We start from the raw sequence: 12,367 nt of genomic DNA on the forward strand, positions 1-12,367 counted from the left end.
TGCTTACAAACTTCCTGGGATACGGCTGCTTTTACCCGCTGAGTTCAGCGGCTGACTGCTGCGCAGACCATCCAGGCTTTCCAGACGCATCTGGAACGGTGGGAACGGCATGTCGATGCCGTGCGCGCGGTAACCTGCCAGAATCAGCTGATGCAGCTCATGACGCAGCGGCATGCGGTGGCCCATCTCGGCGGCGTAAATACGCAGCTCGAAAATCTGAATCCCCTGCTGCAGGTCAACGAGAAACGCTTCCGGCGCCGGGGTATCAATCACCAGCGAGCAGCGATGAGCGGCGGTCAACAGAATCTGTGTAACCTCTTCCGTATTGGCCTCCGCGGGCGCCGGGATAGTCAACACCACACGAGTGACCGAATCCGACAGCGACCAGTTGATGAACTGTTCGGTGATGAACGCTTTGTTCGGCACGATGATTTCTTTACGGTCCCAGTCGCTGATGGTGGTGGCGCGGGTATTTATTTTCGTCACGCTACCGGTCAGGCTACGGATAGTGACCGTATCGCCGATACGGATCGGTTTCTCAAACAGGATAATCAGGCCGGAGATAAAGTTGGCGAAGATTTCCTGTAGACCAAAACCTAGACCGACGCTGAGCGCCGCCACCAGCCACTGCAGTTTCGACCACTCAATACCAATCATCGAGAAGCCAACCAGTCCGCCGATCAGCATCAACAGATATTTGGTGATGGTGGTGATGGCGTAGCCGGTACCCGGCGTCAAATCCAGATGTTGCAGAATCGCCAGTTCCAGCAGCGCCGGGAGATTGCGCACCAGCTGGGTGGTGATAATCAGCACCAGAATGGCGATCAATACCGCGCCGAGGGTAATGGGCTCAAGACTTTCGACGCCCTGTACCGTGGAGGTCACGTCCCACAGCGAGATATTTTCGAGGAAGCCGAATGCCGAGTGAATTTCCGACCACAGGATAATCACCGACAGCAGGGCTATCAGCATCAGCAGCGAACGGACCAGGCGCAGGGACTGGGTACTGATGGCGTCGAGGTCGACTTCGCTGACTTCCGCTTCGACCGAGCCTTCGGTGCTGGTGGAGTGGGCGGTATCTTCTTCGCCGCGGGCGCGCTGGGCGAGGATTTCCGCCCGGCGGTGTTTGGCGCGATCGAAGGCCAGACGCCGACGCTGAATCAGCATCCAACGGCGGATGATATGGTAGACCACCAACAGCAGGAACCAGATGGCGACCGAGGTTTCCAGTCGCGCCAGTAGCGCCTGCGAGGTGGCAAGATAGCCCACTGCCGCCGCCAGCATCGCGATCAGCGGCGCGCCGAGCAGCAGGTTCCACAGCAGACGGTTCACCATGTTCTCGCCGTCGCCTGCTTTATCAAGATACAGCGGGATCCCGGCGTGCTTCAGGCTCAAGGTAACCAGCGCCAGCGCGCCGCATATCAGCATGAAGCACAGGCGGCCCAGAGAGGCCGAGAATTCACGGTCGTTGAGATTATCGAACATGATCAGCGCCATAATCAGCGGTACGATCAACCCGATGCTCATCAGGTAGTAACGCATGGCTTTGGCGACGCGGTTGCGCGGCCAGCCGAAGTGGGCGATGAACAATCCATTCGGCCGGGCGAAGGTGGCACAAATCATCACCACCCATAGTAGCGGCACGGTGGCGGTCACGCCGTCGCCAATGGCGACCGCCAGCGGGAAGGGCCAGGCCGCCTGCAATCCATAGCCGAGCGTCATCCACAATACCGGCAGCGGAGATGCCACCAGAATTGACCAGAACACGGTGCGCAGCGTCAGCCAGAAGTGATCCTGAGTCACCTTGCCGATCCGCGCGCTGGAGCGCTCAAGGAAGCGGGTAAAGTGGCGGCGTGAATAGATACTGAAGCCCACCAGTACCAGCGCGCCAAACAGCGGGAACAGCGTCTCTTTGCTGGTCAGCATCATGACGCTGGCCTTGCCGAGCTGGTTGATGGTATCAAGCGAGATCAGACGACGCAGATCCTGCACTACTTCCAGCGGCCAGGAGAAGCCAATCGGGCTGACGTCCGAGGTCCAGAACAGATAGCGGTGGGTTGCTTCGTTAATCTCTTTCAGCGCGTCTTCTAACTGGCCGTTGGCGACCTTCAGTTTCGTCAGTTCGAGCAGCAGGGTATCACCGCCGCGCAGCAGCGAGTTAAGCAGCTCGCTCTGGGTGCGCAGTTGCGCCTGCAGGATGCGGTTTTGTTCCGCGGTGAGCGGTTCGCCGTCGGCCTGGCGAATCAGACGTAATTGCGCCTGCTTGCTGAGCAGGTCTTCGTAATGCAAGCGCTGCACGCGCAACTGGGCCGTTTCAGTATCCAGTTGCTGCGGGCGCGGGCGCTCCGGCAGGCGGGCGACCTGGGCGCGAAGCGCTTCGCCGAGTAGATTCGATGATCCCAGCCACTGCGACTGTTCGCGTAGGGTGTTCAGCGCCTGACGCACCTGGAGCGTTTGATTGGTTGCCTGCCGCTGCTGCGAGGCAACCAGATCAAGGCGCTGGACCTGCTGGTTGAGCGCCTGCGACAGCTCGCGGTTGATTTTGAACTGGTCGATGATCCCCGGCGGCAGGTTTTCGCTGTTTTCCGCCAACAGCTCGGTACTCTCCAGCGCCTTTTCTGCTTCGCGTTGGCGTTGGCTGTTCTGCTGATTGCGCAGCGCCTGCAGGTAGGCATCGAGTTGTTCGCTCTGTTTCTGCGCCAGCTCAGAGCGGATGCGCGACAGCTCCTGGCGGTTGTTAGCGGAGAGTTGGGCCAGATCCAGCTCGTCGACCAGCGCTTTCAGACGCGCGGACTCCGCCTGCAGGCCGAGATTTTGCGCCTGCGCCAGCGGCGTATTGCCGGGCTGCGCGCCGACGCGGCGTTCAATCTCATTAAGCTTGCGGCGGGCATCGGTTTGCTGTTGAGGCAATTGGTTGAGAGAGTCGGCAATTTCCCGCGCCCGATCCTGCTCCTGCTGCGCCTGGCGGCTGGCTTCCAGCAGTTGGCTGCTGACCTGCAGGATCTCCTGATTCAGCGCGTCGGCGGTGAGGGCGGTAGGTACCTGGTGCGGCGTTTCGCTGACATTCGCTAACTGGGTGCGGAGAGTTTGAAACAGTTTGGGGAAATTATCGATGACATCCTGGTACTGGCGAGCACGCTCAACGGAGGCATTGCGTTCCTCCAGCGCATTCAACGCGGCTTGCAGGACCTCAACGGTTTCAGGCTGGGCGGGTTTCGCCGCCTTCGCCTGTTCCAGTTCCTGGGTGATTTGTTTGACGTCCGGGGCCGTCGCTGCGTACGCCCCGAAGCTGAGGCTCAAGGCCAACAGAAAAGTGTATATCAGGCGCACGGCGTAACCCTTTGTCGTCAGGAATTAACCTTCGTCTTGTTTGTCGTCAACCAGCGGGCTGGCGCGATGTTCGGCGCGGATCTCTTCTTCCGGCAACGGCGCAGGTTCCGCGGATATGTCCGCTTCTACGGCCGTCGCCAGCGGTTCGCCGATTTTGGTGACTGACAGGCTTTGCAGCTCTTCAACCAGCTTCACCTGGCCTGGCGCAAACAGGTTAATCACCGTTGAGCCCAGTTTAAAGCGCCCCATCTCCTGACCCTTCAACAGCGCAACGGAGCCTTCGCTTTCGCCCGCAGGCCAGGTCCAGCGCTTGATAATGCCTTCGCGCGGCGGCGTCACGGTGCCGGACCAGACGGTCTCGATGCTGCCAACAATCGTTGCGCCCACCAGAATCTGCGCCATTGGACCGAATTCAGTATCGAACAGGCAGATGACGCGCTCGTTGCGGGCAAACAGGTTCGGTACGTTTTGCGCCGTCAGGTGGTTGACCGAGAACAGATCGCCCGGAACGTAGATCATCTCGCGCAGGATGCCGTTGCACGGCATATGCACGCGGTGATAATCGCGCGGTGACAGGTAGGTGGTGGCGAAGCTACCGTTACGGAACAGGTCGGCCATCTGGTAGTTACCTGCCAGCAGGGCCTCCAGGGTGTAATTGTGGCCTTTGGCCTGCAGAATTTTGTCATCTTCGATAGCGCCAAGCTGGCTGATAACGCCGTCAGCCGGCATCACCAGTACGTTGGGATCGGTGTTGAGCGGGCGAACGTCATCACGCAGCGGGCGGACGAAGAAGTCGTTGAAGGTGCGGTAAGCGGCGGTATCCGGCTTCTGCGCCTCTTTCATATCGACCTTGTAGTATTTGACGAACAGATCGATAACCAGTTTAGTCAGCCAGCCTGCTCGTTTACTTGCCCCCCAGCCTGCGAGGCGGGTGAGCCACAGTTTAGGCAGAATGTATTGCAGTGAGAGTTTAAACGAGTTTAACAAGGTAGCCTCCAGGCCGTTAATTGTCGTTCCTGACCCCGCTTTGGCGCGGGGTACTGAAAAGGGGGACGATTCTATACGTAAACTTCAGCGAATTGTATCCGCGCCGTCTTGCTGGCAAAGCGAGTACGTATAGCGACGACAGCTTAAATGTCAGTCGTCGGTTGATGAAAAGCTTTTACGCGTTTTTACCTGCACCTGTTCCATACTTTCCAGGATGCGGTGATAGTTGGCGAAACGGCTTTCAGCGATAGCGCCTTTTTCTACCGCTTCGCGAATGGCGCAACCTGGGTCGGTGTCGTGCTTGCAGTCGCGATACTTGCAATGGCCTAAATAATCATGGAATTCGACAAAGCCGTTGGTGATTTGTTCCGCATCAAGATGCCACAGCCCGAACTCGCGCACGCCCGGAGAGTCAATCACATCGCCGCCGTGCGGGAAGTGATAAAGACGCGCGGCGGTGGTGGTGTGCTGGCCGAGCCCTGACACATCGGAGACGTCGTTCGTCAGGATTTGCTCATCCCGCAGTCCCAGCAGCGTGTTCAGCAGGCTGGATTTACCCACCCCGGACTGGCCGGCAAAGATGCTGATGCGCCCGGTCAGCGCCTCTTCAAGCGGCTTCAGGCCGTCCTGAGTATGGCTGGACACCATCAATACCGGATAACCGATCTGGCGATAGATATCCATCTGCTCGTTGACGAAGGCCATGCCGTCATCGTCCAGCAGGTCTATCTTATTCAGTACCAGTAACGGTTCGATATTCTGCGCTTCGCAGGCCACCAGATAGCGATCGATAATATTGAGCGACAGTTCGGGTAAAATGGCCGAAACCACGACGATTTGGTCGATATTTGCCGCGATAGGCTTCACGCCGTCGTAAAAGTCCGGGCGCGTTAGCACCGAGGCGCGTTCATGTACCGCTTCGACGATACCTTTGACGTTGACCCCGTCGGCGGCGTCTTTACCTGGCCGCCAGACCACGCGGTCGCCGGTCACCAGGGAACGAATGGTCCGGCGAATGTTGCAGCGGTGGGTCGTGCCATCCGCGGATTCGACATCGGCATGCATACCAAAACGGCTGATGACGATACCTTCAGAAGGCTCGCCAAACAGGTTGTCATCGTAGTCGGCCTTCTCCGAAGTCGTTTTCAGGCGGCGCTGGTGGTTGGCCTTGACGCGGCGCTGCTGGCCTTTGGAGAGCTTATTTTTACTCAATCGAACTGGCTCCTGGTCGCCCTGATGGGGCAAAACCTCTATGATACACGCTATTTTAGATGAATATAGTCACGCAAGAAGGGTGGAAAATAGCATGAGTGCAGATGAAAACAACCTGATTTGGATCGATCTTGAGATGACGGGGCTGGATCCCGAGCGCGATCGCATTATCGAAATCGCCACCCTGGTCACCGACGCGAATCTTAATATTCTGGCAGAAGGCCCGACCATTGCCGTGCACCAGTCTGATGCTCAGCTGGCGCTAATGGACGAATGGAACGTGCGCACTCATACCGGCAGCGGGCTGGTCGATCGCGTGAAGGCCAGTACCGTGGGCGACCGCGAAGCGGAACTGGCCACTATTGAGTTTCTCAAGCAGTGGGTGCCGGCGGGAAAATCGCCAATTTGCGGCAACAGCATCGGTCAGGACCGCCGCTTCCTGTTCAAATATATGCCGGAACTGGAAGCTTACTTCCATTATCGCTATCTCGACGTCAGCACCCTGAAAGAGCTGGCGCGCCGCTGGAAGCCGGAAATCCTCGATGGCTTTAAAAAGCAGGGCACTCACCAGGCGATGGACGATATCCGCGAATCCGTCGCCGAACTGGCTTACTATCGCGAGCATTTTATTAAGCTCTGAAGCGTAAACGGGGCCGACATGGCCCCGTTCTTTTTGCTGCCTTACTTAAACCATTTCTGTTCCATCTGCTGGAACTCCGGCGACGCCTTCACGGCCTCCAGCGCGTCGTTAATCTGCTTAAGCAATTCCGGGTCGTCTTTGCGTACCGCGATCGCATATTGTTTGCCGTAGTAGGCCGGGTCGCTGGCGCGCTCTTTCATCTCGGCGTAATCAGGATTATCCGCCAGCCACTGGTCCATTGTCGCTAAGTCGCCGATCGCGCCGTCGACTTCGCCGCTTTTCAACGCCGCCAGCGCGTCGCTATCGTTGCCAAAGGCGACGGTTTGAATGCCTTTTTGTTTATCGCGTAGATAACGCTGGTGGACGCTACCTTTGACGACGGCGAGCTTTTTACCCTGCAGGTCGGCAAACCCGTGGGCGGCGTCTTTTGCCGTGACTACCACTCCGGAGAGCTCCTGGCGATAAGGTTGGCTGAAGGCAACCTGCTTTTCACGCATCGGCAATACTTCAACGCCGGCAATAATAGCGTCGAACTTTTTAAAGCGTAGCGCCGGGATGAGGGTATCAAAGCGCTGCGGCGTGAATTTGCATTCCGCCTGCATCTGTTTACACAGCGCATTGGCCAAATCAATGTCAAAACCCGTAGGTTGACCTTTGCCTTTGACGGTCTCAAACGGCGGATTGGCGGTTGTGGTGCCAAAATGGAGCGTCTCGGCGGAAGCCGTTCCGATAATCGATGTGGTCAGCAGCAGGACGGAAAGCGCTTTTTTCATTCTGAATCCCTGATAGTCGTCATGGTGGACCTTTTCGCGGATAGCCACCGCGGTGTCATGCGGGCGATTTTGCGCCATTCGCGCGGGGGGAAAAAGATATTTTGCTAATTATGGCGGTTATTTATACAATTCAGTGGGCTGTGTGGCGAGAAAATGTCCATTCAAACAAAAAACGAAAAAAAGTGCTCGCCAGGGGGTTGCAGGTGAATCGAATTCTCGTATAATGCGCCTCCCGTAACGACGCAGAAATGCAAATTACGACGCCATCGAAATATGGCAAAAAAGCAGTAACGCGGGAATAGCTCAGTTGGTAGAGCACGACCTTGCCAAGGTCGGGGTCGCGAGTTCGAGTCTCGTTTCCCGCTCCAAAATTTGAAAGCAGCACCATACCAAAACATAGTTTTCAGGCTACCGGCAGGTAGATTGAAAGCCGATGTAAGCGGGAATAGCTCAGTTGGTAGAGCACGACCTTGCCAAGGTCGGGGTCGCGAGTTCGAGTCTCGTTTCCCGCTCCAAAATTTGAAAGACACACCATACCAAAGCATAGTTTTCAGGTTACCAGCAGGTAAATTGGAAACCGATGTAAGCGGGAATAGCTCAGTTGGTAGAGCACGACCTTGCCAAGGTCGGGGTCGCGAGTTCGAGTCTCGTTTCCCGCTCCAAATTTCTTCCTTTATCCAATTTATCCACAGTGCGAAATCGCGCCGGGGATGATTTTCATTGCCTATCCCAAAATACTGTAAACAGAGTTATCCACAGGCTGTCGTTTGGCTGACTGCGCGACAAATGCTTCACTTTGTAAATAGTATTGTTGTATCTGATTGAAATTTAACATTTAAATTTCATTTCAAACTGTTAATTCGATCACTTGACGTACGTCTGCCCGTTGAAACGCAATGTGTTTTTGTTTTTATTCACAGCCTGTGAATGAATCAGGCGTCGCGCGGCAATCCTTTCTCGACCACCCGGACCAGGCGTAGTTTCTGCGGCAACTGCACTTCGACAACGTTGGCATTTCGCTTTTCGATCTGCTGCGCAACCGCCCATTCAATGTGTTCATCGAGAAGTGGGTGCTCACCTCGGCGACTTTCCAGCGCCGCCAGATTGGCTTCATTCCACGGGGCATTACCGATCGCGACGGCGATATTGCGTAGCCAGCGTAAGTGGCCGATACGACGTATCGCCGACCCCTCGGTGACTTTCAGGAACCAGGCTTCGCTCCAGGCGAACAGCTCAATCAGCTGCGGCGCATGTAGCGCTTTACGCGGGCTGAAGTCCTCTTCATCGGTAAGCTGCGAAAAACGGTTCCACGGACAAATCAACTGGCAATCATCGCAGCCGTAAATACGGTTGCCGATCAGCGGACGAAATTCTTCCGGGATGGCGCCTTCCAGCTCGATGGTCAGATAGGAGATGCAGCGCCGCGCGTCGACGGTATAGGGCTCGACGATGGCGCCGGTCGGGCAGATAGTCATACAGGCGACACAGCGCCCGCACTCTTCGGCAACCGGCTGGTCTACCGGCAGCGGAAGATCGATGAGCAATTCGCCGAGGAAGAAAAACGATCCGGCGTCGCGGCTTAAGATAAGTGAGTGCTTACCTGTCCAGCCAAGCCCCGCTTTTTCAGCGATGGGCCGCTCCAGGATAGGCGCGGAATCGACAAACGGTCTAAAATTGAGCGAAGCACACTGTTCCTGAATCATCTCGCCAAGTTTTTTCAGGCGGTTACGTAGCAGCTTATGATAATCACGCCCCAGGGCATAACGGCTAACGTAACCCAGCGCGGGATCTTTCAGGGTGCTGGCGAAAGCAGCATTGGCGGGCAGATAGTTCATACGCACGCTAATCACGCGTAGCGTACCGGGCAGCAGTTCATGCGGCCGGGCGCGCATCATGCCGTGGCGAGCCATCCATTCCATTTCGCCATGGTATTGTTTATCCAGCCATGCCTGTAACTTAGGTTCGCTGGCGCTGAGATCGGTATCGGTAATACCAACCTGCTGGAAGCCAAGCTCGGTGCCCCATTGTTTGATTTGTTGCGCTAACTGATTGAGATCGAGGGGCTGTGACATGATGGACCATACAATGACGAAAAACCCTGACAGTATACCACACATCGTGTGGCCAGCGGAGACGCTGCGCCAGGCGGAAAGAGAGGCGGCGGATAGTCTCGGGCTGACGCTTTTTGAACTGATGCGCCGCGCCGGCGAGGCGGCGTTCCAGCTGGCCCGCAGCCTTTATCCCGCCAGCCAGCGCTGGTTAATCCTCTGCGGCCACGGCAATAACGGCGGCGACGGCTACGTGGTCGCGCGGCTGGCGCAGGCGCAGGGCATCGCGGTAACGCTACTGGCGTTGGAAAGCGATAAGCCGCTGCCGGAAGAGGCGCAGGCCGCACGGGAAGAGTGGCTCAATGCCGGCGGCGTCATCCACGCCGCCGATAGCGCCTGGCCGGATGATATCTCATTGATTATTGACGGTCTGCTCGGTGCCGGCCTGCATAGCGCGCCGCGCGCTAATGTCGCCGGGCTGATTGAACTGGCGAACGCCTATCCCGCGCCGGTTATTGCGCTTGATATTCCCTCCGGGCTGAACGCGCAAACCGGCGCGACGCCTGGCGCGGCGATCCACGCCGCCCATACCCTGACGTTTATCGCGCTAAAACCCGGTCTGCTGACCGGTAATGCCCGCGACGTTGTCGGGCGCTTACATCATCATGCGCTCGGTCTGGAGCGCTGGCTTGCCGGGCAAAACACCGCTATTCGCCGTTTTTCTGCGGCGCAGCTGGCAGGCTGGCTGCCGCCGCGTCGTCCGACGTCGCATAAAGGTTCGCATGGTCGGCTGGTGATTATTGGCGGCGATCGCGGCACCGCTGGCGCCATTCGTATGGCGGGCGAGGCCGCGCTGCGTGCCGGCGCGGGTTTAGTACGCGTGCTGACCAGGGCGGAAAATATCGCGGGGATCGTGACTGCCAGGCCGGAGTTGATGGTCCATGAGCTGAACGGTGACTCTCTTACCGAAAGCCTGGAGTGGGCGGATGTCGTAGCGATTGGTCCCGGTCTTGGGCTAAGCGAGTGGGGTAAAGCGGCGCTGCGACAGGTAGAGAATTTTCGCAAACCGATGGTCTGGGATGCCGACGCGTTGAACCTGCTGGCAATCAATCCCGATAAACGTCACAATCGCGTGTTAACCCCTCATCCTGGCGAAGCCGCCCGTTTATTGAATATCAGCGTGGCAGAAGTTGAAAGCGATCGCTTACATTCTGTACAGCGTCTGGTAAAACGGTATGGCGGCGTGGTGGTGCTAAAAGGCGCAGGAACCGTAGTGGCGAATGACGCGGGCGAAATCGGTATCATTGATGCCGGTAATCCCGGAATGGCCAGCGGCGGGATGGGCGATGTGCTCACCGGCATTATCGCCGCGCTGTTGGGACAGGGGCTGACCCAGTATGATGCCGCTTGCGCAGGCTGCGTGGCGCACGGCGAAGCCGCAGACCGGCTGGCCGCCAGAGATGGCGCCCGCGGGATGCTGGCGACCGATCTTTTTTGCACGCTAAGGCGTGTTGTTAACCCGGATGTGATTGACCTAGACCATGATTAACCGTGTGATTCCTTTACCCGACGAGCAGGCGACATTAGACCTTGGCAACCGCGTAGCGCAGGCCTGTAGCGGCGCGACGGTTATCTATCTGTATGGCGATTTAGGCGCGGGTAAAACCACCTTCAGCCGCGGTTTTCTACAGGCCCTTGGCCACCGCGGCAATGTCAAAAGCCCAACGTATACGCTGGTAGAGCCTTACACCCTCGAAAATCTGATGGTGTATCACTTCGACCTGTACCGCCTGGCGGATCCTGAGGAGCTCGAATTTATGGGGATCCGCGATTACTTCGCTAACGATGCCATCTGCCTGGTGGAATGGCCGCAACAAGGCGCGGGTGTACTGCCTGACCCGGATGTCGAAATTCACCTGGATTACCAGGCGCAAGGGCGTGAGGCGCGCGTAACGGCGGTCTCTTCATTGGGTGAGTCTTTATTGGCGCGTTTAGCCATTTAGCCTATAGGATGACGGGATGAAGTATCGTATAACCAGTTGGCTGACCGCCGCTCTGATGCTGTTCGGCACTCAGGCATCCGCGGCAAGTTTATCCGATATCCAGGTCTCAAACGGCGATCGGCAGGCCCGCATAACGCTAAGTTTTGTCGGCGATCCCGAATATTCCTTCACCCCGCAAGGTAAGCGCGTGGTGGCGTTGGATATCAAACAAACCGGGGTGCTTCAGGGGCTGCCGTTGCAGTTTAGCGGTAATAACCTGGTCAAAAGCATTCGCTCCGGCTCGCCTCAGGATACGCAATCTCTGCGTCTGTTGGTCGATCTGACGGAAGATGGAAAAACGCGGGCGGTGAAGCAGCAAAACGGCGCCAACTATACCGTCGTCTTTACCATTAATGCCGATGTGCCGCCGCCACCTCCGCCGCCGCCAGTGGTAGCGAAGCGGGTCGAAGCGCCGGTAGTGTCGCCGCGTCCGAGCGAGCCGCCGCGCAATCCGTTTAAAAGCTCAGGCAGCGACAGAACCACGGTGGTGACCAGCAGTCAGCCGGCGATGACCAACAACCAGACTATTACCCGTCCGGCGGCGCGTACCGTCTCTTCTGACGATAAGATTATTATCGCTATTGATGCCGGGCACGGCGGCCAGGATCCTGGCGCTATCGGGCCTGGCGGCACCAAAGAGAAAAACGTCACGATTGCTATCGCCCATAAACTGCGAGCGTTGCTTAACGACGATCCGCAGTTTAAACCGGTGTTGACCCGTAATGGCGACTACTTCATCTCGGTCATGGGGCGTTCGGACGTGGCGCGGAAACAAAACGCTAATTTCCTGGTCTCTATCCATGCCGATGCGGCTCCGAATCGCGACGCGACCGGCGCATCGGTGTGGGTGCTCTCTAACCGCCGCGCTAACAGCGAAATGGCCGGCTGGCTTGAACAGCATGAGAAACAATCGGAACTCCTGGGCGGCGCGGGCGACGTGCTGGCGAATAGCCAGTCGGATCCTTATCTGAGCCAGGCGGTCCTGGATTTACAGTTCGGCCATTCCCAGCGCGTCGGTTATGATGTGGCAACCGATGTACTGAGCCAGCTGCAGCGGATCGGCAATCTGCATAAACGCCGTCCGGAGCACGCCAGCCTTGGCGTTCTGCGCTCGCCGGATATTCCGTCGATCCTTGTCGAAACCGGCTTTATCAGTAATAACGGCGAAGAGCGCCTGCTGGGTAGCGATGATTACCAACAGCAGATTGCAGAGGCGATTTATAAAGGGCTGCGTAACTATTATATGCAGCACCCGCTGCAATCAGCGCCGCGCGGCACGGCTGCGCAAACCGCCAGCGCCAGTTCGCCTGGCGGGTCGTTGATTAACTAAGGAGA

General features: G+C 57.4%; 9 protein-coding genes and 3 tRNA genes. 7 read left to right on the top strand and 5 right to left on the bottom strand.

Translation table 11 applies throughout. From position 1 onward, the window contains the following. Positions 1-3 precede the first annotated feature (3 nt). The 3 genes from mscM to rsgA form a co-directional block, all read right to left on the bottom strand. On the bottom strand, positions 4-3,330 hold the full coding sequence (gene mscM, locus AC22LX_RS19545) for a miniconductance mechanosensitive channel MscM (protein ID WP_063447483.1): 3,327 nt from the start codon (positions 3,328-3,330) through the stop codon (positions 4-6). A 24-nt stretch (positions 3,331-3,354) separates the two neighbouring features. Beyond that, positions 3,355-4,317, bottom strand: coding sequence for an archaetidylserine decarboxylase (gene asd, locus AC22LX_RS19550; protein WP_063447482.1), 963 nt, complete (start codon positions 4,315-4,317; stop codon positions 3,355-3,357). A 150-nt stretch (positions 4,318-4,467) separates the two neighbouring features. Beyond that, positions 4,468-5,529 carry a small ribosomal subunit biogenesis GTPase RsgA gene (rsgA, locus tag AC22LX_RS19555; protein ID WP_015368642.1) on the bottom strand — a complete coding sequence of 354 codons (1,062 nt, stop codon included), beginning with the start codon at positions 5,527-5,529 and terminating at the stop codon, positions 4,468-4,470. A 94-nt stretch (positions 5,530-5,623) separates the two neighbouring features. On the opposite strand from rsgA, the gene orn reads away from it, so the two are divergent. Next, a complete protein-coding gene (gene orn, locus AC22LX_RS19560; protein ID WP_015704162.1) occupies positions 5,624-6,169 on the top strand; it encodes an oligoribonuclease in 546 nt (181 codons plus the stop codon). 41 nt (positions 6,170-6,210) lie between these two features. On the opposite strand, the gene AC22LX_RS19565 is transcribed toward orn, so the two are convergent. Next, on the bottom strand, positions 6,211-6,942 hold the full coding sequence (locus AC22LX_RS19565) for an arginine ABC transporter substrate-binding protein (protein WP_045396538.1): 732 nt from the start codon (positions 6,940-6,942) through the stop codon (positions 6,211-6,213). A gap of 292 nt (positions 6,943-7,234) precedes the next feature. Between AC22LX_RS19565 and AC22LX_RS19570 the strand changes: the two genes are divergently transcribed. From AC22LX_RS19570 to AC22LX_RS19580, 3 genes are all read left to right on the top strand, one after another. Next, positions 7,235-7,310, top strand: a tRNA-Gly gene (locus tag AC22LX_RS19570). 71 nt (positions 7,311-7,381) lie between these two features. Beyond that, positions 7,382-7,457: transfer RNA gene (locus AC22LX_RS19575), tRNA-Gly, on the top strand. 71 nt (positions 7,458-7,528) lie between these two features. Next, positions 7,529-7,604: transfer RNA gene (locus AC22LX_RS19580), tRNA-Gly, on the top strand. Between the two features lie 270 nt (positions 7,605-7,874). Here the strand turns inward: AC22LX_RS19580 and queG are convergent. After that, complete coding sequence (queG, locus tag AC22LX_RS19585; protein WP_045396859.1) at positions 7,875-9,014, bottom strand: tRNA epoxyqueuosine(34) reductase QueG; 1,140 nt, start codon at positions 9,012-9,014, stop codon at positions 7,875-7,877. A 13-nt stretch (positions 9,015-9,027) separates the two neighbouring features. Here queG and nnr point away from each other — a divergent pair, with 13 nt between their 5' ends. Genes nnr through amiB form a run of 3 tightly spaced genes read left to right on the top strand, consistent with a single transcriptional unit; the run spans position 9,028 to position 12,362 of the window. Next, complete coding sequence (nnr, locus tag AC22LX_RS19590) at positions 9,028-10,539, top strand: bifunctional ADP-dependent NAD(P)H-hydrate dehydratase/NAD(P)H-hydrate epimerase (RefSeq protein ID WP_163310980.1); 1,512 nt, start codon at positions 9,028-9,030, stop codon at positions 10,537-10,539. Next, positions 10,532-10,993 carry a tRNA (adenosine(37)-N6)-threonylcarbamoyltransferase complex ATPase subunit type 1 TsaE gene (tsaE, locus tag AC22LX_RS19595; protein WP_032715469.1) on the top strand — a complete coding sequence of 154 codons (462 nt, stop codon included), beginning with the start codon at positions 10,532-10,534 and terminating at the stop codon, positions 10,991-10,993. The genes nnr and tsaE overlap by 8 nt, the downstream gene beginning before the upstream one ends. 16 nt (positions 10,994-11,009) lie before the next feature. After that, on the top strand, positions 11,010-12,362 hold the full coding sequence (gene amiB, locus AC22LX_RS19600; protein WP_063447479.1) for an N-acetylmuramoyl-L-alanine amidase AmiB: 1,353 nt from the start codon (positions 11,010-11,012) through the stop codon (positions 12,360-12,362). Positions 12,363-12,367 lie beyond the last annotated feature (5 nt).

The organism is Klebsiella sp. PK01, assembly GCF_057624675.1.

Coding starts and splice junctions, on each gene's coding strand:
- nnr (WP_163310980.1), top strand. CDS start 9,028: ATGACGAAAAACCCTGACAGTATACCACACATCGTGTGGCCAGCGGAG.
- tsaE (WP_032715469.1), top strand. CDS start 10,532: ATGATTAACCGTGTGATTCCTTTACCCGACGAGCAGGCGACATTAGAC.
- AC22LX_RS19565 (WP_045396538.1), bottom strand. CDS start 6,942: ATGAAAAAAGCGCTTTCCGTCCTGCTGCTGACCACATCGATTATCGGA.
- amiB (WP_063447479.1), top strand. CDS start 11,010: ATGAAGTATCGTATAACCAGTTGGCTGACCGCCGCTCTGATGCTGTTC.
- queG (WP_045396859.1), bottom strand. CDS start 9,014: ATGTCACAGCCCCTCGATCTCAATCAGTTAGCGCAACAAATCAAACAA.
- orn (WP_015704162.1), top strand. CDS start 5,624: ATGAGTGCAGATGAAAACAACCTGATTTGGATCGATCTTGAGATGACG.